Source organism: Rhizobium sp. Rhizsp82, from assembly GCF_047325115.1.
Taxonomy (GTDB): domain Bacteria; phylum Pseudomonadota; class Alphaproteobacteria; order Rhizobiales; family Rhizobiaceae; genus Rhizobium.
Window position 1 is genome coordinate 3,540,407 of sequence record NZ_CP168570.1, and the last position, 20,787, is coordinate 3,561,193.

Annotated in this window: 22 protein-coding genes; 8 read left to right on the forward strand and 14 right to left on the reverse strand. The window is 63.4% G+C overall.

What is annotated here, in order from left to right; genetic code table 11:
* Positions 1–17 precede the first annotated feature (17 nt).
* From ACEN84_RS22650 to ACEN84_RS22665, 4 genes are all read left to right on the forward strand, one after another.
* Positions 18–1,160 (forward strand): L-lactate dehydrogenase, encoded by a 1,143-nt coding sequence (locus ACEN84_RS22650; protein ID WP_413709986.1) that lies wholly within the window; start codon positions 18–20, stop codon positions 1,158–1,160.
* 115 nt (positions 1,161–1,275) lie between these two features.
* Entirely contained in the window at positions 1,276–2,430 is a 1,155-nt protein-coding gene (locus ACEN84_RS22655) for a PspA/IM30 family protein (protein ID WP_413711345.1), read from the forward strand.
* A 4-nt stretch (positions 2,431–2,434) separates the two neighbouring features.
* Complete coding sequence (locus tag ACEN84_RS22660) at positions 2,435–3,091, forward strand: OB-fold-containig protein (protein WP_413709987.1); 657 nt, start codon at positions 2,435–2,437, stop codon at positions 3,089–3,091.
* Positions 3,088–4,803 (forward strand): flotillin family protein, encoded by a 1,716-nt coding sequence (locus ACEN84_RS22665; protein ID WP_413709988.1) that lies wholly within the window; start codon positions 3,088–3,090, stop codon positions 4,801–4,803. The genes ACEN84_RS22660 and ACEN84_RS22665 overlap by 4 nt, the downstream gene beginning before the upstream one ends.
* 4 nt (positions 4,804–4,807) lie before the next feature.
* Here the strand turns inward: ACEN84_RS22665 and ACEN84_RS22670 are convergent, their stop codons facing one another.
* From ACEN84_RS22670 to ACEN84_RS22725, 12 genes are all read right to left on the reverse strand, one after another.
* On the reverse strand, positions 4,808–5,545 hold the full coding sequence (locus tag ACEN84_RS22670) for a metallophosphoesterase family protein (RefSeq protein WP_413709989.1): 738 nt from the start codon (positions 5,543–5,545) through the stop codon (positions 4,808–4,810).
* A 1-nt stretch (position 5,546) separates the two neighbouring features.
* Positions 5,547–5,903, reverse strand: coding sequence for a hydroxyisourate hydrolase (gene uraH, locus ACEN84_RS22675; RefSeq protein WP_413709990.1), 357 nt, complete (start codon positions 5,901–5,903; stop codon positions 5,547–5,549).
* Complete coding sequence (locus tag ACEN84_RS22680) at positions 5,900–6,400, reverse strand: ureidoglycolate lyase (protein ID WP_413709991.1); 501 nt, start codon at positions 6,398–6,400, stop codon at positions 5,900–5,902. The genes uraH and ACEN84_RS22680 overlap by 4 nt, the downstream gene beginning before the upstream one ends.
* Positions 6,401–6,403: 3 nt before the next feature.
* Positions 6,404–6,730, reverse strand: a complete 327-nt coding sequence (locus ACEN84_RS22685) for a DUF86 domain-containing protein (RefSeq protein ID WP_413709992.1) — start codon at positions 6,728–6,730, stop codon at positions 6,404–6,406.
* A gap of 32 nt (positions 6,731–6,762) precedes the next feature.
* Positions 6,763–7,053: a nucleotidyltransferase family protein gene (locus tag ACEN84_RS22690; protein ID WP_112719466.1), complete on the reverse strand. Its 291-nt coding sequence runs from the start codon at positions 7,051–7,053 to the stop codon at positions 6,763–6,765.
* Between the two features lie 65 nt (positions 7,054–7,118).
* A complete protein-coding gene (gene uraD, locus ACEN84_RS22695; protein WP_413709993.1) occupies positions 7,119–7,616 on the reverse strand; it encodes a 2-oxo-4-hydroxy-4-carboxy-5-ureidoimidazoline decarboxylase in 498 nt (165 codons plus the stop codon).
* Positions 7,616–8,539, reverse strand: coding sequence for an allantoinase PuuE (puuE, locus tag ACEN84_RS22700; protein WP_413709994.1), 924 nt, complete (start codon positions 8,537–8,539; stop codon positions 7,616–7,618). Before puuE ends, uraD begins: the two co-directional genes overlap by 1 nt.
* Before the next feature lie 111 nt (positions 8,540–8,650).
* On the reverse strand, positions 8,651–8,956 hold the full coding sequence (locus tag ACEN84_RS22705) for an AzlD family protein (protein WP_413709995.1): 306 nt from the start codon (positions 8,954–8,956) through the stop codon (positions 8,651–8,653).
* Entirely contained in the window at positions 8,953–9,618 is a 666-nt protein-coding gene (locus tag ACEN84_RS22710; protein WP_413711346.1) for an AzlC family ABC transporter permease, read from the reverse strand. Before ACEN84_RS22710 ends, ACEN84_RS22705 begins: the two co-directional genes overlap by 4 nt.
* A 106-nt stretch (positions 9,619–9,724) precedes the next feature.
* Positions 9,725–10,582 carry an AraC family transcriptional regulator gene (locus ACEN84_RS22715; RefSeq protein ID WP_199627390.1) on the reverse strand — a complete coding sequence of 286 codons (858 nt, stop codon included), beginning with the start codon at positions 10,580–10,582 and terminating at the stop codon, positions 9,725–9,727.
* Between the two features lie 47 nt (positions 10,583–10,629).
* Positions 10,630–11,337, reverse strand: a complete 708-nt coding sequence (locus tag ACEN84_RS22720; RefSeq protein WP_112719472.1) for a DUF1045 domain-containing protein — start codon at positions 11,335–11,337, stop codon at positions 10,630–10,632.
* 115 nt (positions 11,338–11,452) lie between these two features.
* Positions 11,453–12,628: an NAD(P)/FAD-dependent oxidoreductase gene (locus ACEN84_RS22725; protein WP_413709996.1), complete on the reverse strand. Its 1,176-nt coding sequence runs from the start codon at positions 12,626–12,628 to the stop codon at positions 11,453–11,455.
* Between ACEN84_RS22725 and mnmD the strand changes: the two genes are divergently transcribed.
* A complete protein-coding gene (mnmD, locus tag ACEN84_RS22730; RefSeq protein ID WP_413709997.1) occupies positions 12,627–13,346 on the forward strand; it encodes a tRNA (5-methylaminomethyl-2-thiouridine)(34)-methyltransferase MnmD in 720 nt (239 codons plus the stop codon). The two genes, ACEN84_RS22725 and mnmD, sit on opposite strands and share 2 nt — an antisense overlap.
* Here the strand turns inward: mnmD and ACEN84_RS22735 are convergent.
* Positions 13,341–16,727 carry a response regulator gene (locus ACEN84_RS22735; protein WP_413709998.1) on the reverse strand — a complete coding sequence of 1,129 codons (3,387 nt, stop codon included), beginning with the start codon at positions 16,725–16,727 and terminating at the stop codon, positions 13,341–13,343. The genes mnmD and ACEN84_RS22735 overlap by 6 nt on opposite strands.
* A 322-nt stretch (positions 16,728–17,049) precedes the next feature.
* On the opposite strand from ACEN84_RS22735, the gene ACEN84_RS22740 reads away from it, so the two are divergent.
* Complete coding sequence (locus ACEN84_RS22740) at positions 17,050–17,364, forward strand: hypothetical protein (RefSeq protein ID WP_112719476.1); 315 nt, start codon at positions 17,050–17,052, stop codon at positions 17,362–17,364.
* Positions 17,365–17,407: 43 nt separating this feature from the next.
* On the opposite strand, the gene ACEN84_RS22745 is transcribed toward ACEN84_RS22740, so the two are convergent.
* Positions 17,408–17,809, reverse strand: coding sequence for a GFA family protein (locus tag ACEN84_RS22745; RefSeq protein ID WP_112719477.1), 402 nt, complete (start codon positions 17,807–17,809; stop codon positions 17,408–17,410).
* 146 nt (positions 17,810–17,955) lie between these two features.
* Between ACEN84_RS22745 and ACEN84_RS22750 the strand changes: the two genes are divergently transcribed.
* Both ACEN84_RS22750 and ACEN84_RS22755 read left to right on the forward strand, forming a co-directional pair.
* Entirely contained in the window at positions 17,956–18,627 is a 672-nt protein-coding gene (locus ACEN84_RS22750; RefSeq protein WP_413709999.1) for a VIT1/CCC1 transporter family protein, read from the forward strand.
* Between the two features lie 361 nt (positions 18,628–18,988).
* The gene (locus ACEN84_RS22755; RefSeq protein ID WP_413710000.1) at positions 18,989–20,779 is read left to right on the forward strand and encodes an ABC transporter ATP-binding protein; all 1,791 of its coding nucleotides are present in this window, start codon (positions 18,989–18,991) and stop codon (positions 20,777–20,779) included.
* Positions 20,780–20,787: the final 8 nt, after the last annotated feature.

The window sequence follows — 20,787 nt, forward strand, 5'->3', positions numbered from 1 at the left end:
CGGAGGATGCCGATCTCATGTCCAAGCCGCTCACCATCGCCGACCTGAAGACGCTCGCCCGCCGCCGCGTCCCGAAGATGTTCTTCGATTATGCGGACTCCGGCGCCTGGACTGAGAGCACCTACCGGGCCAACGAAAGCGACTTCGCGAAGATCAAGCTGCGCCAGCGCGTCCTCGTCGACATGACCAACCGCTCGCTGGAAACCGAGATGATCGGCCAGAAGGTGTCGATGCCGGTGGCGCTCGCCCCGACAGGCATGACCGGCATGCAGCATGCCGATGGCGAGATGCTGGCGGCACGCGCGGCGGAAGAATTCGGCGTCCCCTTCACGCTCTCGACCATGAGCATCTGCTCGATCGAGGATGTCGCCTCGGTGACGACGAAGCCCTTCTGGTTCCAGCTCTATGTGATGAAGGACAAGGATTTCGTCCTCGATCTGATCAACCGCGCCAAGGCGGCGAAATGTTCGGCACTGGTGCTGACCGCCGACCTGCAGATCCTCGGCCAGCGCCACAAGGACCTGCGCAACGGCCTCTCGGCTCCGCCGAAATTCACGCCCAAGCATATCTGGCAGATGGCGACGCGACCGCTCTGGTGCCTGGACATGCTGCAGACCAAGCGCCGCACCTTCGGCAACATCATCGGCCACGCCAAAAACGTCACCGATCTCTCATCGATATCCATCTGGACGCACGAACAGTTCGACCCGCGGCTCTCCTGGTCCGATGTCGCCTGGATCAAGGAGAAGTGGGGAGGCCCGCTGATCATCAAGGGCATCAACGATGTCGAGGATGCAAAACTCGCCGCCGAGACCGGCGCCGACGCCATCATCGTCTCCAACCACGGCGGCCGCCAGCTCGACGGCGCTCCCTCGTCGATCAGCACGTTGCCTTCGATCGTTGACGCCGTCGGCCATAAGATCGAAATCCACCTCGACGGCGGCATCCGCTCCGGCCAGGACGTGCTGAAGGCCGTGGCCCTCGGCGCCAAAGGCACCTATATCGGCCGCCCTTTCCTCTACGGCCTCGGCGCCATGGGCAAGGAAGGCGTGACGCTGGCACTCGAAATCCTGCGCAAGGAGATGGACACGACCATGGCGCTGTGCGGCAAGCGGGATATCAGAACTGTCGACGCCTCGATCATCGCCGGGCGCGAATAGCGTTTCTGCAGTCGAGGCAATCGATGTTCCAATCTGGATCACAAACGCGCCCGCAACCGTGCATTGTTAATTCTTCAAGATTCTTTTTTAGCCGACCCTTGAAAGCACCAAAGTGGTGCTTTACGTTAAATGCATGGTATCCGCGACGAGAACATCACCGCAATCCATGCTGCGCTACAAACTAGCGCCAGGACCTGATGCGCGCGCCGCGATCGACGAGACCATCGCCGCCTATGAGCAAATGGCCAGTATCCTCGGCGATCTTCTCGCCGGAAAGCCCGGCGCCAATCTCGTTGTCCTGCATGATCTCGCCTACGAGACGGTCCGTGAGCAAACCGGACTGCCTGCACGATTGGTGACGCTCGGCTTACGCGACTTCGCATCGGGCCAGCTTGAGCACGGCGTTTCGCGACTACCTCTGGATGAAAAACTGTTTGCTATCAAAGGCCCTGCCGATCTGACGCTTGCGACCGTCAGGGGCCGGGTTGCCGTGCCCTTCGATGTCGCCGGTTACTCGCCGGGATGGGACAACATCTTTCCAGCCTATCTGGCCGTCACAGGCGGCCGGTATGAAATTCACATCGGCGTCACGCCGAATTCCCCACGGATGGAGGAAAACATGAATGAAGGTGTTCTTTCACGCATGGGCCGTCTGATTGCCGGCATCGCCAATGCCGCCATCGACAAGGCCGAAGGTTCCAACAAGCTGGCGATCATCGAGCAGGCGATCCGCGAAATCGACACTGCGGCCGACGAGGCGCGCACCGATCTCGGCAAGGCACGCGCCGAGGAATATCGCATCACCAGCCGCCGCACCGAGATCACCGACGACATGGCCGCACTCGACGGCAAGATCCGCCTCGCCGTCTCCTCAGGACGCGACGACCTCGCCAAGGCCGGCGTATCCCGGCAGATCGATCTCGAAGCCCAGATCGCAGCGCTCGACAAGGCGCTGGCTGATGCGAAAGAGCATGTCGACGAGGGCCAGAAGGCGTTGCAGGCAGTTCTTGCCACCCGCCGGGAAGCCGAAGCCCGCCTCTCGGACTACAAGCGCAGCGTGGCGCAGCATGCACCGGCAGAAGCAGCGTCCGGCTCCGCCCGTCCGCAACCTGGCGTCAGCGCCGCGAAGGCAGCCGCAGCCGTGTCCCGGGTAACCGGTGTGCCCTCCGGCGAAGTCGCCAGCAGCGCCGAACTCGACGAACTGGACCGCCTCCACCGCGAACAGGCGATCGAGGCAAGACTGGCGCGTTTCAAGGCAGGCGGCCAATAAGCCCATGAGCTTGCTCTTCGCCCCCGAGTGCACGCCCTTCGCCATCGCCGCCGCCATGCTGGTGGGCCTGACGGCCATCGAAATCCTCGCCATGCTGCTCGGCTTCTCAATCAGCGAGATGATCGGCAAGCCGCATGCGCCACACACCGATGGCCATGAGGGCGTCGCGGGTCTCCTGTCGTGGCTCAATGTCGGCGGCGTGCCGATCCTGATCCTGATCCTCATGGTCCTCGGCTTCTTCGCCATGACCGGTTTCGTGATCCAGGCGGTCGCCAACGCCTTCTGGGCACCGCTTCCGGCGCTGGTGGCCTCCATTCCGGCGGTCATTATCGCCGCCCCGATGGTGCGCGCCTCAAGCCGCGCCGTGGCGCGTATCGTGCCGCGCGACGAAACCTATGCCGTCGATCTCTCGGAATTCGTCGGCCACACGGCCGAGGTTGCCATCGGGCCGCTGGACCAGGGCCTGCCGGGCCGCGTCCGGCTGAAGGACGCGCATGGCAACTGGCATTCGCTGCGCGCACGAGCCGCCAAGGACCAGCCGCCGCTTGCCGTCGGCGCCAGGGTTCTGCTCGTCGATCGCGCCGCCGACATATTCATCGCAGTTTTCGCGCCGGACGAGCTTCTCGATACGGCCAGTTCATCCCTGGGAGAGAATTCATGATCTATGACGTCATACTTCCTGCCGCGATAGGCATCGTCCTTGTTCTCGGCATAGGCTTCGTGCTCGCTTCGCTCTACACCCGCTCCAGCCGCGACGAAGCCTATGTGCGAACTGGCCTTGGCGGGCAGAAAGTGGTGCTCGATGGCGGCTCGGTCGTCCTGCCGATCTTCCACTCGATCGCCCGCGTCAACCTGAAGACCCTGCGCCTCGAAGTGCGCCGAGGCGAAGGTGATGCGCTGATCACCAAGGACCGCATGCGCGTCGATATCGGCGCCGAATTCTACGTCCGCGTCAAACCGGATGGCTCCTCGATCGCGCTCGCCGCGCAGACACTTGGCAACCGCACCAACGACGCGGAGCAGCTGCGCATCCTCATCGAAGCGAAGTTCGTCGACGGCCTGCGCTCGGTCGCTGCAACCATGAACCTCGATGCGCTGCAGGAGCAGCGCATGGATTTCGTCAAGGCGGTCCAGGAAGCCGTCGGCGCCGACCTGCAGTCGAACGGTCTAGAGCTGGAGTCGGTCTCGCTGACCCGCCTCGACCAGACGGACATCAAGCATTTCAACGCCAACAACTTCTTCGACGCCCAGGGCCTTGCAGCGCTGACGCGCATCACCGAGAGCCGCAAGAAGGAGCGCAACGAGATCGTCCGCGACACCGAAGTCGCGATCGCTCAGAAGGACCTCGAGGCGCGCCAGCAGTCTCTCGCCATCGAGCGCACCAAGCGCGAGGCCGAGCTCAGCCAGGAACGCGACATCGCCAACAAGTCGGCGGCGACACGCGCCGAAACAGCACAGCAGGAACAGGCCGCCAAGCGCGCCGAGGAAGAGGCGCGCATCGCCTCGCAGCAGGCGATCGCCGAGCGCGAAGCTTCCGCAAAGCAGGCCCGCGAAAGCGCCAATATCGACGCGACGCGTGCCGTCCAGCAGCGCGAGACCGAAGCCAAGCGCGACCTGCAGATCGTCGCCCAGGAAAGCGCCATCGCCGTCGCCAACAAGAGCCGAGAGGAGTCCGAAGCCAAGGCAGCCGCTGAAGCGGCCCGCGCGCTGGCGATCGCCGCCGAGGAAAAGGTCGGCACGGCCAAGGCCGTCGAGATCGCCGAACGCGAAAAGCAGATCGCCGTCATCGACGCCCGCAAGAAGGCGGAAACGGAAGCGACTGCCGTAACCGTCGGCGCCGAGGCTGAAAAGCAGGCCGCCATCGACCAGGCGGAGGCGATCAAGACGCTAGCAACCGCCGAAGCCGATGCCGCCGTCATCAAGGCCAAGGGCATTCTCGAAACCGGCAAGGCGGAAGCCGAGAGCGAGGCACTGCTCAACGACGCCCGCAACAAGCTGAGCGCCGCCATCATCGAATTCGAGATCACCCGCGAACGCATCCGCACGATCCCCTCGGCGCTCGCCGAAGCCGTCAAGCCGATCGAGAAGATTTCGGATATCCGGATCTTCGACACGGGCGGCATGCTCGGCCGCGGCGGCAATGGAGCTACAGCCGGCTCCGGCATCGGCATGGGGGAAGGCCTTGCCGGACAGCTCCTGTCCTACCAGGCCAACAAGCCGATCCTCGACAGGCTGATGAAGGAAGCAGGCTTCGAAGGCGACAACGCCATCTCCTCGCTACTCGGCAATCTCGATGGCGCCAAGCCGGATGCCGCGCCAACGGCACCTGCCCCAGCCTCACAGCCGAAGACGACGCCGGATACTAGCGCCTGATCGCCTACAGCCGCCCCCTCGCCAATCCGGCCGCCCATTCAGGGCGGCCGTTTGCTTTTGCAAGCTCCGACATCGCCATGTGGTCATAGGCCACGGTGCGGAAATGGGCGGTCCATGTCTCAGCGTTCTTTTCGAGGATCGCGTAGCTTGCCATCGGATGGCCGTTCTCGACCTTGTGGAAATAGGGCTGATCGTCGTCATAGGCCGGGCAGCCGACGCTGCCGGGGTTGACGAGCAGGCGGCCGCCGGAGAGCGCAATGATCCGCGGCAAATGCGTGTGGCCGCAGAGGATTAGCGGCTGCGTGATGCCTTCGGCGAGCGCTTCGATTTTGGCATGCGCCTTCAGGGAAACGCTGCCATCGGCGGCGACGGCCTCCGTCCAGTAGAGATTGTCGTTTCCGGGCGTCGCGTGGCAGAGATAGGCCTCACCGCGATAGACAAGCTCTGGTGGCAGCGTGCGCAGCCAGTCGAGATGATGAGGGGCGAGGTCATGGAACGCCGCCTCGTCGGACGTCTGCATATGCTCGGGCGAAAACTCGGTCAGGTAGCGGTCGTGATTGCCGCGCACCGTCGGCAGGTTCAGCGCTAGCAGCCGGTCCGCGGTCTTGCCCGCCTCCAGCGGCCCGCTGAAGCAATCGCCGAGATTGACGATGTCGGTGATACCCTGCGCGGCGATATCGGCAAGCACCGCCTCAAGCGCCAGCGCGTTGCCGTGAATATCTGCGATCGCAGCAAACCGCATCTCAGCTGCCCCGGTACGTGGAATAGCCGTAGGGCGAGATCAGCAGCGGCACGTGGTAGTGCGCCGTCGTATCGGCAATGCCGAAGCGGATCGGCACGAGATCGAGAAAGGCCGGGTGCGGCAGCGCCGTGCCTGCGGCGCGCAGGTAATCCCCGGCATGGAAGAGCAGCTCGTAGGTGCCCACCTTGAACGCATCGCCGATCAGGATCGGCCCGCCATCGACGCGGCCGTCCGAATTGGTCTCGACGGTCTTCAGATGTTTGCGAATGTCACCCTCGACCGAATAGAGATCGATCCGCAACCCTTCGGCGGGCTTGCCGAGAGCGGTGTCGAGGACATGGGTGGTCAGTCCGGTCATAGGGCTGGCTCTCTGATGATGAAGGGTTCGTCGAAGAAGAATTCTTCCAGATTATTCTCAATCCCGTCGCGGTCGACGACGAGGAAGGTACACGGCTCGCCAAGCGACATCAGCGGGTGATGCCAGACGTTGCGGCGGTAATTGACCCCCTGGTCGCCCCGCGCCAGAAACACCTGCGGCCTGCCGGGCCTGCCATTTTCATCCTCGGAAACGACGACGAGAAACGGCCGGCCGGAGACCGGCGAGAAACTCTGGCTGCCGAAAGGATGTCGCTCCATCATCCCGACCTCGTAGGGAAAGGCACGCGGCTGGCCACGGAAGAGATTGATGATCACCCGCGCACCCTCGCCTGCTGCCTCGGCGGAAGCGAGCGCATGAAACCGCTCGGTCGTGCCGCCATTGATGTAGCGCATCGTTTCCGGATGTGTTTCGATCACATCGCCGAAGGGCGCGAAGGCGGCTTTGGTGAGGGGGTGAATATCGAGGAAGTCAGGCATCGGTCATTCGCCTTGGATCCGCCAGTGGCGGATGTTTTCAAGTTGGGTCACGAGGTCGGGCAAGGCCGTTCTTGCGGTCTGCCAGATCACCGGCAGTTCCGCCTTGTAGTAGTCATGGACGATCAGATTGCGCATACCCTTGATCCGCGCCCACGGAATCTCCGGATGGCTTTGCGGAAATCCGGGTTCGATCGCCGATATGCGTGCTGCCGCCTCGCCGACAAGCACCAGCGACATCGTCACGGCAAGCTGAGTTCTGATGTCACCGAGAAACTGCGCCCCGCTCATCCCTTCGGTCAGATCGAACGCCGTCTGCGCGGCAGCCTGCATGCGATCGATATGTTCGAGAAGCCGCTCATTGCTCATATGGCGGACGCTTCCGAGAGAACGCGCGCCTTGATCTTGTCGGGCAGCCCGCCGGGGGTCACCAAATCCACCTTGACCCCGAGCATATCCTGCAACTCCTCCAGCAGCCCGCCGAGATCGAACAGCGTCGTTCCCGGCAGCGCATCGACGAGAATATCGAGATCGCTGTCGGCCCGGTCTTCGCCACGGGCCACCGAGCCGAAGACGCGCGGGTTGGCCGCGTTGAAACGCTTCGTCGCGTCGCGGATCGCCTGCCTGTTCTTCTCCAGCACTTCCGATGGCTTCATCCTACCGTCTCCTGCAACTGAGACTATAGGCGATGCGGAATGATGAGGAAAGAATTCCGCATCACTCAGCGCGCCGGAAGCATGGCGGTGAGCCGCAGAAGCGCGATCTTCTCGACCTGACCGGCGGCTGTGGCAAATTCCTCCTCTCGGCTGTTGCCGATCCGCTTCTCGAAGGCTGCGAGGATATCGTCCTTGTTCAAGCCCTTGACCGCGATGATGAAGGGAAAGCCGAATTTTTCGGTGTAGCGGTCGTTGAGCTCGGTGAAGCGCTTGTGCTCTTCGGCGCTCAGCCGGTCGAGCCCGGCGCCCGCCTGCTCTTTTCTGCTGTCTTCGGTGAGTTCGCCTGATATCGCCAGACGTCCCGCCAGATCGGGGTGAGCGCGCAGCACGCCGAGGCGTTCCTCTTCGCTCGCCGCACGAAAGACTGCCACCATCGGCGTATGAACGCGATCGGCCGTCAGCTCGCCATGGATGAAACCGTCGTCATAGGCGCGTTCGGCGATGAACGGCGAATGCTCGAAGACGCCGCCGAAGCGGGTGACAAATTCCTCCCGCCCGCTCATCAGATCGTCTCCGGCTTGTGATGCTCATGCCAGTGCCTGGCGATCTCGATACGCTGCGGCACCCAGACCTTCTCGTGACCCAGCACATATTCCATGAAACGCTTCAGCGCCGCGGCACGGCCGGGACGGCCCACGAGGCGGCAATGCAGGCCGACGGACATCATCTTCGGGCTGCCCTCCCTGCCTTCCTCATAGAGCGTGTCGAAGGCATCCTTCAGATAGGCGAAGAACTGGTCGCCGGAATTGAAGCCCTGCGGTGTGGCGAAACGCATGTCATTGGTTTCGAGCGTATAGGGAATGATCAGGAACGGCTTGCCGTCCACGCCCTTCACCCAATAGGGCAGATCATCGGCGTAAGAGTCCGACGAATAAAGGAAACCGCCCTCTTCCTGCACCAGCCGCAGCGTGTTGTCGGATGGCTTGCCCTGGTACATGCCGTAGGGCCGCTCGCCGGTCAGTTCGGTATGCAGGCGCACGGCTTCGAGAATGTGCTTGCGCTCCAGATCCTCGGGGAAATCCTTGTATTCCAGCCAGCGGTAGCCGTGGCTGGCGATTTCCCAGCCGGCCTCCTTCATCGCCGCAACGGCTTCCGGATTGCGCGCCATGGCAAGCGTCACGCCATAGACGGTCGCCTGCATCTTCAGATCGGTGAACATCCGCCACAGCCGCCAGAAGCCGGCGCGCGAGCCATACTCGTAGATCGATTCCATGTTGAGATTGCGCTGGCCAGGCCAGGGCTGGGCACCGACGATCTCCGAAAGCAGGTTCTCCGAGGCCGGGTCGCCATCGAGGATCGAGCTCTCGCCACCCTCTTCGTAATTGATGACGAATTGCACGGCGACATGGGCGCCGCCGGGCCATTTCGGATCGGGTGTGCTGCGGCCGTAGCCGACGAGATCGCGCGGATATGTATCGAATGCCATCAAATCACCTTCTCGAAGACAGGCGAAACGGTAGCACCCGGAGAGCGAAAGTCGAGCCGGAAATGTGCAAGAGACTTTCACGGAAATCGCGAAAGTCTCTCACGAAATCGCTCAGCTGAGCCCGATCGCCCTGAGGATCGCCACGCAGACGACGCCCGATGCCACCGCCGCCAGCATCGGCAGCCGAAGCGCGGCAAGCGCCGTCACCGCGCAGGCGATGGTCTCGGCAATGCCGGTCGCAAAGGCGGTCGGCGCGACGACCGCCATCAGAACCGCCGGCGGAATGGATTCGATCGCCTTGCGCCTGCTGCCTTCGAGCGAGACATGGCGAATGAGGATGAGACCGCTGATGCGCGTCGCGATGGTTGCCGCCGCCATCGCCAGGATCGCAAGCAGTGTGGAAAGATCGAGCGTCATGGCGTTACCTCGATGCGGCGCCTGCCACTGAAGAGAGCGGTGACGAGACCGGCGAGAGCACCGGCGGCGATATACCAGACACCAGGAATGAAATGCTGGGTGAGCACGGCCGCCGCACCACTGGCGAGCAGCACCGCACCCGTTTCCGGCCCCTTCCAGAAGCCCATGACCAGCACGATGAAGACGGCGGGAAAAGCAAAGTCGAGGCCGAGCGTGACGGGATCGCCAAGGAACGCGCCAAGCGTGGCGCCCGCCAACCCCGAGATCACCCAGGCGAGATAGAAGGGTGTCGCGAGCCCGGCGAACCACGCAGGCGTCAGCCGCGCCACACCGGCCCGGAACTCGGCCATCGCCCAGATCTCGTCGGCAAGGAACAGCACGGAGAGATAGCGGGCGCGCGGCGGAAAGGCCTGCATCTTGGTGCCGATCGAAGCACCCATCAGCACGTGGCGGATATTGACGAGCAATGCCGCAAAACCCAGCCCCGCCCAGGAGGCCGGATGCGTCCAGATATCCATCGCCACGAATTGCGAGCCGCCGGCAAAGACCAGCGCGCTCATCAGCCCGGTCTCGACGGGCGAAAGCCCCTTGGTGGCGGCCACCGCGCCGAAGACCAGCCCGATCGGGATGACGGCGGCGATCAGCGGCGCGATCGCCCGCATGCCGCCGGAAAATTCCGCCCAGAATTCATTCTTGTTCACGTTCAAAAACTCCGCTTGCTGCGGAGGTCATAGAGCCGCGCCGAAGCGGCGTCTTGAACGAAAGTGATTATCGGGCCCGGTACTGGCCGGGCGTTATCCCGGTGCGCGCCTTGAAATGGCGGGTGAAATGCGCCTGATCGGCAAAGCCGCACTCGAGCGCGATCTCCGCCGGCTGCTCGCCCGCCTGCAGCTTGCGCCGCGCGATCCGCACGCGGATATCGGTCAGGAACGCATGCGGCGTGATGTGAAATTCCTTGCGGAAGGCGCGGATCAGATGCGCGCGGCTGAGCCCGGCAACGCCTGCCAGTTCCTCGAGCCCTATATCGGTCGCGTAGTTCTCCATCAGGTAGTCGCGGGCCTGGCGCACCGCCGACCGCTCCTTGGTATCGACGGGCACGATGATCGAACTGCCATGCTGGCGGAACATCGCGTCGAGCACCTGGAACATCGCCTGGCTGCTCTCCAGCGCCCCGCTGCCGATTTCGAGAATCTCATGCGCCTGCTGAAAGGCGGCGGCGAGCTTCGGGTCGTGCAGGATCTGCTTGCCGAAGGCGGGCGTACCCTGAAAGCTCTTGCCGGTCACATCTTCGAGGACTTCCCGGAACAGCGCCATGTCAGGATAGATCATCCGGTAGCGGTATCCGCCCTCGGTCGGCGCCCCGTCATGCGTCTCGCCGGGATTGATCAGATAGAGGTCGCCGGGGCCGGATGCCTCGCGCGTGCCGCGGATCGTGGCGATCTGGCTGCCGCTCTCGATGGCGCCGATACTGAACGTATCATGCGCATGCGGCGCGAATTCGTGGGTCAGGAAGGTTGCGCTCAGGCATTCCATGCCGCCGAAACGGCGGTCGCGCCAGAAGCGCGTCGTCTCCGCGCCGGCAAGCGGCATGACATCGGTTGCCTGTTCCTGCGAGATATTCTGCATCGCGCGGATATAGCACCAATCCGCGCCGGCTTCTTGAACAAAAGTGATCAAGCGATCTTGCGGGCGCTGACCTTGCCCATCGGGTGCAGCGAATGCACGCGGAAGGGACCGCCCATACCCTCTTCCATCATCAGCGCGATGTTGGAGATCTGGATCGGATCGTTCAGCACCGGCTCGAAGATCGATCGCAGCGCCTGCTCGATGCGGGGCATGTCGACGCAATTGACCGGACCGGTGACCGGCATGTGGAACCGGAATTCGTCCATCACGTAAGGGTTGCCCCAGCGGTGCAGATTGGCGAATTGCGCCGCCGAGAGACCATCGGGATCGCTGCGCTCGATATCGGCTTCCGATAGAGGCGCGCGGAAGCGGTCGAAATGCTGGACGATGGAAGATGCCAGATAGCGCACGTTCTCGCAGGGCAGCGTCGGCACCAGGCTGTAATAATTGCCGAGCCGGGCCACTTCGATACGCGGCACACTGAAAGGCTGGATCGTGCCGGAGAACCGCATCAGCTCCCGCAATAGTTGCGCTTCCGAAACATCCGCGGAAAGGTGGAACGGTGCCTTCAGCACGCCATGAAATCCATAGCGGCGCGGCACGGCCGTGTGGAAGGCGATCTCGTGAATGCCAAGCCCGCGAACGGCCGGCGGCTCCAGCATCTCGCCCGAAAAGACGTTACGGCCAAGCCAATTGGCCGCCACATGGCTGAGCGGATCGCTCGGCGAAGGCGTGAAGCAAATGGCATAACGCATGCGATTTCCTCCATCTGAGTGCACGGCGCACGGCCGAATCCGGCGCCATCGATGCGCTAGCAGATAGGTGATTTGCATGACAGAATAACGAAATAAGCTCTGGACTAATTCACGTTTAGCGTGAAGCGGCCGTCATATGGCTGGAAAGCGCGAAACTATCCGGCAGGTCGAACCCCGCGGGCTGACCGGCAATCTCGCGAGTGACGCATTCCGCCAGCCGGTGGGCGAGCCCGAAACTCACCTTGAAACCGCCCGTCAGCGCATGGAGCCGCGGATGATCGGGATGGCGCCCCACCATCGGATCGCGATCGATCGCCTTCGGCCGCAACCCTGCCCAGCGTTCGACGACGGGCGCATCCGCCAACGCCGGCGCCATTTCGCGCGCCGCCGCAATCAACGGTTCCAGCTGGTCATCGGTGCCATAGGGATCGGCAAAACTGTTCTCGCTGGTGCTGCCGATCGCGACATGCCCGCCTTCATGCGCCACGATATAGAGCCCGTCGCGGAAGATCACCGGAAAAGCCGGATCGATATCGGCCTTCAGCAACGCCGCCTGCCCCTTGACCGGCTGCCCCAACAGCTGTGGCAAACCCGGATTGAAGCGCTGCAGGATCGGGAAGGATGCGTGCCCGGCCGCGATGATGCAGTGACCGAAGCTCATCTGGGTGCCATCGATTTCGGCGACACCGGTCTCAACGCCCAGCGAACCAAGCGCCGCCATCTCGGCAATCCGTACATGCCGCGCCTTGTCGAGAAATGCCTTGAGCGCAGTGACCAGCGACCGCGGCGCAACGCGGGCCGCCAGCGTGTCGTGCACGAAGCCGCTCTCGCCCGCAGCCGGATCGATCCAGCCGCTGACGGCGGGCAGATCGGAAACATGCCAGTGAAACGCCCGGCCCTGCTGGTTCCAGTTGACCTCGGCATCGGCCGAATGCCGGAGCGCGATCGTCTTCAAATGGGGCTTCGGCAGCGGAATGATCCGGCCGGAGCGCCGGTAGCCTGCGGAAAGGCCGGTGGCGGCTTCCAGTGCCGCGATCTCGGTTTCGAGGCTGAGCAGCGCGTCGAACTGGAACTGCTTCTTGGCATTCCACTTGTCCGGCATATGCGGCATCAGCGCGCCCAGCAGGCCGCCGCTGGCGCCCCCGCCGATCCGCCCGGCATCGATCAACAGCGTATCGATGCCCAGCCGCTCGGCATATACCGCCGCCCACAGACCCATGATGCCGCCGCCGGCGATCAGCAGATCGGCGGATTGACCGGAGAGAAGAGCCGGACTATCGGCTTGTGGCATGACAGATATCGATCCCGATCAGATTGGCAGCAACAGCCAGCCGCTCGAATGGCGAGACGGCGATATGCCCTATTCGCAGGCCTTTGGCGATCACTTTTATTGCCAGACCGACGGCCGCCTCGAATGCGGCCACGTCTTCCTTTCCGGCAACGGCCTGCCGGAGCGTTGGGCGGAAAAGCAGAGCTTCCAGATCGGTGAACTCGGCTTCGGCACCGGCCTGAACTTTGCCGAGACCTGGCGCCAGTGGAAGCTGCACCGCAGGGACGGCCAGCACCTGCACTTCATGTCCTTCGAGCTCTACCCGATGCAGCGTGACGAGATTGCCCGCGCCCTCTCGCACTGGCGGGAGATCGACGCCGAGCGCGACGGGCTGACCGCCGCCTGGCCCGATAGCCCGCAAGGCATCATCAGCCTCGATCTCGATCCGCAGACCCGTCTCAGCGTCGTCTGCGGTGCGGCACTCGATGGCGTCAGGGCCGCCGAGCCGCGCTTCGATGCCTGGTATCTCGATGGCTTCGCCCCGTCGCGCAACGGCGACATGTGGTCGGAAGAGCTGATGCGTCTCGTCTGCGAGAAAACCGTTCCCGGCGGCAGCTTCGCCACCTATGCCGCCGCCGGCTTCGTCCGGCGCAATCTCGTTGCGGCAGGCTTTGCCGTCGAGCGCCGCAAGGGCTTTGCGGGAAAGCGCGAAATGCTCTGCGGCCCGAAGGCCCTATAGGCCGGAGCGGCCCGGCAGCGGCTCGCTCTTGCCGAGCCACAGCTGGATCTTCTCTTCCAGCAGCTCCGGGCTGATCGGCTTCGACATATAGTCGTCCATGCCGGCATCGAGGCAGAGCTCGCGGTCGCTTTCCAGCGCATGCGCGGTGACGCCGATGATCGGCACGCGATGCCCCTGCCCGCGTTCGCGCGAGCGGATCGCCCGTGTCGCATCGTGACCGTTCATCACGGGCATCGACACATCCATCATGATGATCCGCGGCGAATACGCTTCCCAGGCATTGACCGCTTCCTGGCCGTTGTTGACGACGAGGAAGCTCAGGCCCGTGCCCTGCAGGATCTGGGTGAAGACGATCTGGTTGACCTCGTTGTCCTCGGCCACCAGCACGTCGATGAAATCGGCCTTGCGGCGCGGCGTCTCGATTTCGGGCTCGGCCTCTTCCGGCTCCGGCACCTTGGCGGCGAGCTCGGCCTGCAGCCGCGCAAGCTCGGCTTCGGACGCCTGCTTGACGCGCTTGGCCCTGACGACCTCGACGATCGTGCCGCGCAGCAGGTTGGCGCGCGCCGGCTTCATCAGATGCGCCTGGCCGTTCAGCGCCGCAAATTCCTTCTCGGAACCCGATATGTCCATCGACGTCAGGAAGATGATCGGCAGGTTTTCGAAACGCCGGTCGGCGCGCAGCTTGCGCGCCACTTCGGCGCCGTTCATCTGCGGCATGTGATAGTCGAGCACCAGCGCATCGACCTCGACGCCCACCTGATGCGCCGCTTCCAGAATGGCGATCCCCGTCGCGCCGCTTTCCGCCGCCACGCCATCGAAACCCCAGAGCGTCAGCTGTTCGCTGAGAATGCTGCGGTTCACCTCGTTGTCGTCGATGACGAGAATGCGCGCGCCGCGCACATTGACCGGCAGCGGCTTCGGATCGAGCTTGGCCGCCGCCACCGCGAACGGCAGGTTGACGGTGAAGACGGTCCCGCGCCCCGGTTCACTCTCGGCATGGATGTAGCCGCCGAAGAGATCGACGAGACCGGCGGTGATTGCCAGCCCCAGGCCCGTTCCCTCGTGACGCCGCGTCGAGGAGGAATCGACCTGCGAGAACTTGTCGAACACCGATTGCAGCTTGTCCGTCGGGATACCGATACCGGTATCCTCGATCCTGAGCTCGACCATGATCTCGCCGTCCGATCCCTGACGGAATCCGATATCGACGAAGACATGGCCCTTCTCGGTGAACTTGACGGCGTTGCCGACGAGATTGGTGACGATCTGCCGGAAGCGCCCGGCATCGCCGATCACGGCGGCAGGCAGGTTCGGATCGGCGCGCACCAGCAGTTCCAGATCCTTCTCGGCCGCCGGTGACGACAAGAGCGTCGCCACATCCTCGACCGCCTCGACCATGTCGAAGGCCGCCTTGCGCAGCTTCATCTGCCCGGCATCGATCTTCGAGAAATCGAGGATGTCGTTGATGATCGTCAGCAGCGCATTGCCGGATTTGACGATGATGTCGATGAAGGTCTTCTGGCGCGCATCGAGATCGGTCTTCGCCATCAGTTCGGCCATGCCGAGAACGCCGTTCATCGGCGTGCGGATCTCGTGGCTCATATTGGCGAGGAATTCGGACTTGGCGCGGTCGGCAGCCTCGGCGCGCGACAGCAGCCGCTCCAGCTCGCCCTCGCGCTGCTTCATCTCGGTGACGTCGGTGAAGAGAGCGATCCAGTGGCCGCGCTCGCTGATCGTCGCGTCCATATTCACCCAGCGCTCGCCGGAAATATGGAAGACGGTGGTGATCGGCTGGCGCGTGGCGATGCTGCTGCGCCAGTAATGCAGCGTATCGGCCGCGGCGCCATTGAAGTCGCCGCGCTCGGCGCAAAAATTGAAGAGATCGATCCAGCCGCGCCCGGCGGCCAGATATTCCGGCGGGATCTGCAAGACGCCGGAGAGCGCATCGTTGGAAAGCTGGATGATGCCGTCCTGAACGATCGCCAGCCCCTGCGGCATCGCCCGCGTCGCATCGCGCATCAGTTCGCCGAGCGTCTCGATCGCCGCTTTGGCGTCATGGACTTCCTGCTCGCGCTGGCGGATGGCGCTGATATCGGAATAGGTCAGCAGGATGCGGTCGTCGGAAATGCGGCGGCTGTCGAAAATGATCGACTTGCCGCCCGACCAGTTGAGCTCCACCGGCTCCGGATCGTCGGCGGTCGAGAAGTGATGGCGCCGCGATTCCAGGATTTCTTCCGGCGTCTGAGTGTAGCCGTAGCGCCCGAGCGCGTGATTGCGGCGGATCACGTCCATGAACGGCCGCCCGTCGAAACGGTCCTCGATCGGCAGATCGCTGATCAGGTAGAACTCGTCGTTGACGTAGAGGATATCGAGCTTGTTATCGAGGATCAGCACGCCGACCGGCAGCGAGCGCAGGATGCTCTCGATATCCCGGTGCAGCACTTCGGCATGCTGCTGCGATTGGATGAGCTCCGCCTCACGCTCTTTTAGCGGCGAGATATCGGAGAAGGAACCGACGACATAGAGCTTGCCGTCGGGCGTCTGCACGCGGTTGACGCGCGACAGGATCGGATAGGACTTGCCGTCGGTGCTCGGCAGCTTGCCCTCGACCTCAGTCAGCGAGCCGTTCTTCAGCGCCAGGCAGTTTTCTTCATAAATGGCGCCACCGCCGTCTTTGCCGAACATTTCGTGCTCGGTCAGCCCCAGCACCTTGGCGCGGTCGTGACCGGTGAAGGTCTCGTAATATTGGTTGGCATAGACGAGACGGTGCTGCTCGTCGCGGGCGAAGGCCGCGACCGGCAGATCTTCCATGATCGTGCGCAGCAGATCGAGCTCGGCAACGCTCTTGTGCCAGCCGGTCTCAGCGACATGCCTGGAGCCGCCTCGGTAAGCCGCATTGACGGCGAGCGGCCGCCCGTCATCGCCGAAGATGCCGACGGGATGGTCGAGCTTTTCGAGCGCCGAACGCACCCGCTCGAAATCGGCAAGCAGCGCCTGATCGGGACCGGAGGCGACAGGACGGCGTGGCTGCGCCCGCTTCTCGAAAACGCCGAGCACATAGGCCCGCTCTTCCGATGGCATGAAGCTTTCGATCTGCACCCGCTCGTGACTTGTGGCCGCCCGGTCGAAGCAGATTGCGCTTTCCTCGGTGCCGAAGACCAGCGCCCGGCGCTCCTTGTCCTCGCGCTCGTCCTCTTCCGGCCGGTTGAGAACCTCGCGGCTGCGGCGGCCGATGAAATCGGAAATGTCGAGACCGAAAAAATGCGCATAGGCGGCGTTCACAGCGACATAGCGAAGCTCGCTGTTCTTCACATAGGCTGGCGTATCCAGATCCGCGATCCGGCTGCATGCCAGTTCCAGAAGGTTGCCTGCCGATGTCAAAAAGCGTCCACTCCCGCTGTGAATGAAATATTCACGTCTGCAACCATAATGCCAAGTCGCTTAACAAGCTTTTAACCATAAAATCTTACAGCGCGAGCGGCAGGCGCCGAAAGCGGCGTTAAAGTTGAATCAGAACGGCAGCGGCGGGTCTCATCCCCTTGCGTTCATTTGCGCTTTCGCCCTCGCGAAAATGCGGCAAAACCCCGGCAATCATGACGAAAATTTAATTCCGCAAGCGCTTGTGCGACCATCAACGCGCCGCGATCGGGGCGGATTCTGACCATGGCTTCAAGACAAGCCTTGTCCATGAAAGGAATTCGACATGTCCGTTCTTCATAAGACCATGGCGGCGGGCCTGATTGCGCTGACCTTTGCCGGCGCCACCTTCGCCACCACAGGAACAGCCAATGCCCGCGGCGGCGACGCCTTCTGGGGCGGTGTTGCCGGAGGCGTCGTTGGCGGCGTGGTCGGCGGCGCAATTGCCTCGCGCCCCTATTATCCCGGCCCCTATGCCTACTATCCGCCGCCGCGGGCCTACCCGGCCTATCCGGCTTACTACGCGCCCCGCTATTGCCACACGGAATGGCGCTATGACCGCTGGGGCCAGCCCTTCCGCGCCGAAGTCTGCAGACGCTGAGTGACTTGCGGCGCCGCTTCCTCCCGGCGGCGCCGTCTTTTCCCTAGAACCAGAGATCGCGCACGCAGCGCCCCGTCGACGGCAGATCGGTGAAGGTCACCAGCCCGTCGAAATGGTCGATCGCCAGATCCTCCACCGCCTCCGGCGGCGCAAGCCTGACATTGACCGCCATCCGCCGCCGCCCATCCGATTCCAGCACCAGACCGCGCCAGGCGAGAACGCAGGCGCAGTCAGGGCAGAACAGGATCTCCAGCGGCGACTTGTCCCTTCCCGAGCGCGTATAGGACGCCGTCGGCCCGCTGACCGCCACCCGCTCGCCTTCATAATCATAGGCCCAGAGCGTGCCGTACCGGCGGCAGAGCGTGCAGTTGCAGGCGGTGATCGATCCCGGATCGCCTTCCAGCGTCCAGTGCGCCTTGCCGCAATGACATGAGCCGATCATCATGACGTGATCTCCTCCTTCGCAGTCGATGCGCCATCCTGCCGGAATGAACCGGCAACCGCAATCAGCCTTGATCCGGCTCAATGAGCCCGCGGCCCGCCTCGATCATAGTCGTCTCTTGCGGCGTTGCCGCACGGGAGGGCCATTCGATGACGTCGCCGATCCGCTCCATATTCGACGCGCTCGATCCCGGCGATGCGCTCGGCGAAGTCCTCTTCGGATTGATCATGGCGCTGACATGGACCGTCGGCTCCCGGCTCGTCATGCATGAGGAAGGCATCGAGGTGCGCGATCTCGTCGTCGCGACGCTCGGCTGCAACGCCGCCTGGGCGATCATCGATGCCGTCCTGTTCGTGCTCGGCACCAGTTTCTACAAGAGCCGGCGCCTGCGTCTCTTCCGGCATATCAAGGCCGCCCGCAACGAGGCGACGGCGCTTGCCGTGCTTGCCGAGGAATTTCCGATCGAGGACACCCCGTTCTCGGGAAAGACCGCCGATGCCGAAGCTCTCTACCGCTCGCTCCTGGCGCTGACCGCCCGCGCCGAGCCGCGAAAGGCATTGCTGACGAGAAACGACATCCTCGCCGCCACCGGGATCGGCATCCTGGTTTTCGCAACCGCCATCCCCGCCGTGATCCCCTTCTTCCTGATCGCCGATGCCGAACTGGCGCTGCGCGTCAGCAACCTCGTGCTGATCGCCCTGCTCTTCATCACCGGCTATGCATGGGCAAGTTTTTCCGGTGGCAGACCGCTCTATGCCGGGCTCACGATGACCGGTCTCGGCCTCGTACTCGTGCTGATCGCCGTCGCGCTCGGCGGCTGACGCATACAGCAAAAGCACGGCACTCGCGCCTCGATGGTGTGTCGTCCCTGCATCATTCTCTGCAAAGTAGAAAAGATCCGGTTGGCAAGACCGGATTTGTCCGGTACAAAATCTCCATCGCTGCAGATCAAACAGAGGAGGCGTTGCATGACATCAGTATTCATCGAAACCCTCCCGTCCGGAATGATCCGACACTAGGTCATTCCAATTCGCGGCCCGCCCAGGGCACGCGGCAAGCGGTTTTAACGTCTTTCACAGCGCCACCGATCTGCCGGGGTTATTTCGTCTCCCGTTCCGGCTGTGTCTATTCACTCTCGATTTTGGGGCCGGCTGCCCTCGATATGGCGCCGGACTGGTTAAAATGACTCGCAAGAAGCTCGACTTCCGTGCCGATGCTTATCGCAACGTGCTCGGCTTTGTTTTTCGTCAATGGACGCATCGCCCTGCCCTCGTCGGCAGCATTATTCTGCTGGTCATCGCCAGCACGCTCGCCGAAGTTCTTGTCCCGGTCTTCTCCGGCCGGATCGTCGATGCGATCGCCGGCGGCAATGCGGCCGATGGCGCAATCCGCGCCTTCGTTGTCGTTGCGGCGCTCGGCCTCACCAGCGTCGTGCTGCGCTGGTTCATCTTCAACGGCATCATCCGCCTGACGCTGCGCATCATGGCCGATGTCGCCAATAGCGGCTTCCACAAGGTGCAGCGCTTCTCCACCGACTGGCATGCCAACAGCTTCGCCGGCTCGACGGTGCGCAAGATCACCCGCGGCATGTGGGCGCTGGATGCACTGAACGACCTGTTGCTGGTTGCGCTCCTGCCGTCGGTCGTCATGCTCGCCGGCGCCAGCATCGTGCTCGGCAGTTACTGGCCGGTCATGGGGCTCATCGTGGCGGCGGGATCGCTGATCTATATCGGCGTCACGGTCATCCTCTCGATGGGCTACGTCTCGCCTGCGGCCAAGCTCGCCAATGCCTGGGATACCAAGCTCGGTGGCGCGCTTGCCGATGCGATCAGCTGCAACTCGGTGGTCAAGGCCTTCGGCGCCGAAGACCGCGAGGAAGAGCGCCTGAGCCACGTTCTCGCCAAATGGGACAGCCGCACGCGGCGGACCTGGCGGCGCGGCACGCTGAACGGCACGATCCAGGGCTTCATGATGGTCTCGATGCAGGCAGGCATCCTCGGCACCGGCCTCATCATGTGGCAGAAAGGCCTGGCGACGCCGGGCGACATCACCTTCGTGCTGGCGATGTTCTTCGTGCTGCAGGGATATCTGCGCTCGGTCGGGCAGGATATCCGCAACCTGCAGCGCGCCGTCAACGACATGGAAGAGCTGGTGCTGCTCGACAAGACGCCGCTCGGCATCGAGGACAGGCCGGACGCCAGGGCGATCGCCATCGGCAAGGGCGAGGTCATCTTCGATCGCGTCACCTTCCAGTATGGCGCCCATCCGACGCCGCTTTATGACGACTTCTCCGTCGCCATCAAGCCGGGAGAGCGCGTCGGTCTGGTCGGTCATTCGGGCTCGGGCAAGACGACCTTCGTCAAGCTCATCCAGCGTCTCTATGACGTCAATTCCGGTTCGATCCGGATCGACGGGCAGGATATCGCCCAGGTGACGCAATCGAGCCTGCGCGGCCAGATCGCCATCGTCCAGCAGGAGCCGATCCTGTTCCACCGGACGCTGGCCGAAAACATCGCCTATGGCCGGCCGGAGGCATCGAGACGCGAGATCGAGGACGCCGCGAGACAGGCAAGCGCCCATCACTTCATCATGAGCCTTCCCAAGGGCTATGAGACGATGGTGGGCGAGCGCGGCGTCAAGCTGTCGGGCGGCGAACGCCAGCGCGTCGCCATCGCCCGCGCCTTCCTCGCCGATGCGCCCGTGCTGATCCTCGACGAGGCGACGTCCAGCCTCGACAGCGAGAGCGAAGTGCAGATCCAGCAGGCGATGGAACGCCTGATGGAGGGACGCACGACGCTGGTGATCGCGCACCGCCTGTCGACCGTCAGGGCACTCGACCGCCTGCTGGTCTTCGACAAGGGCAGGATCGTCGAAGAAGGCGACCACCAATCGCTCGTCCGCCTCAACAACGGCATCTACCGCCGCCTGTTCGAGCGGCAGGCGCTGGAGCTCACCAAGGGCCTGGTGGCATGAACCCGAAG

Coding starts and splice junctions, on each gene's coding strand:
- ACEN84_RS22650 (WP_413709986.1), top strand. CDS start 18: ATGTCCAAGCCGCTCACCATCGCCGACCTGAAGACGCTCGCCCGCCGC.
- ACEN84_RS22660 (WP_413709987.1), top strand. CDS start 2,435: ATGAGCTTGCTCTTCGCCCCCGAGTGCACGCCCTTCGCCATCGCCGCC.
- ACEN84_RS22665 (WP_413709988.1), top strand. CDS start 3,088: ATGATCTATGACGTCATACTTCCTGCCGCGATAGGCATCGTCCTTGTT.
- ACEN84_RS22670 (WP_413709989.1), bottom strand. CDS start 5,545: ATGCGGTTTGCTGCGATCGCAGATATTCACGGCAACGCGCTGGCGCTT.
- uraH (WP_413709990.1), bottom strand. CDS start 5,903: ATGACCGGACTGACCACCCATGTCCTCGACACCGCTCTCGGCAAGCCC.
- ACEN84_RS22680 (WP_413709991.1), bottom strand. CDS start 6,400: ATGCCTGACTTCCTCGATATTCACCCCCTCACCAAAGCCGCCTTCGCG.
- ACEN84_RS22685 (WP_413709992.1), bottom strand. CDS start 6,730: ATGCAGGCTGCCGCGCAGACGGCGTTCGATCTGACCGAAGGGATGAGC.
- ACEN84_RS22690 (WP_112719466.1), bottom strand. CDS start 7,053: ATGAAGCCATCGGAAGTGCTGGAGAAGAACAGGCAGGCGATCCGCGAC.
- uraD (WP_413709993.1), bottom strand. CDS start 7,616: ATGAGCGGGCGGGAGGAATTTGTCACCCGCTTCGGCGGCGTCTTCGAG.
- puuE (WP_413709994.1), bottom strand. CDS start 8,539: ATGGCATTCGATACATATCCGCGCGATCTCGTCGGCTACGGCCGCAGC.
- ACEN84_RS22705 (WP_413709995.1), bottom strand. CDS start 8,956: ATGACGCTCGATCTTTCCACACTGCTTGCGATCCTGGCGATGGCGGCG.
- ACEN84_RS22710 (WP_413711346.1), bottom strand. CDS start 9,618: ATGCGGGCGATCGCGCCGCTGATCGCCGCCGTCATCCCGATCGGGCTG.
- ACEN84_RS22715 (WP_199627390.1), bottom strand. CDS start 10,582: ATGCAGAATATCTCGCAGGAACAGGCAACCGATGTCATGCCGCTTGCC.
- ACEN84_RS22720 (WP_112719472.1), bottom strand. CDS start 11,337: ATGCGTTATGCCATTTGCTTCACGCCTTCGCCGAGCGATCCGCTCAGC.
- mnmD (WP_413709997.1), top strand. CDS start 12,627: ATGACAGATATCGATCCCGATCAGATTGGCAGCAACAGCCAGCCGCTC.
- ACEN84_RS22725 (WP_413709996.1), bottom strand. CDS start 12,628: ATGCCACAAGCCGATAGTCCGGCTCTTCTCTCCGGTCAATCCGCCGAT.
- ACEN84_RS22740 (WP_112719476.1), top strand. CDS start 17,050: ATGTCCGTTCTTCATAAGACCATGGCGGCGGGCCTGATTGCGCTGACC.
- ACEN84_RS22745 (WP_112719477.1), bottom strand. CDS start 17,809: ATGATGATCGGCTCATGTCATTGCGGCAAGGCGCACTGGACGCTGGAA.
- ACEN84_RS22750 (WP_413709999.1), top strand. CDS start 17,956: ATGACGTCGCCGATCCGCTCCATATTCGACGCGCTCGATCCCGGCGAT.
- ACEN84_RS22755 (WP_413710000.1), top strand. CDS start 18,989: ATGACTCGCAAGAAGCTCGACTTCCGTGCCGATGCTTATCGCAACGTG.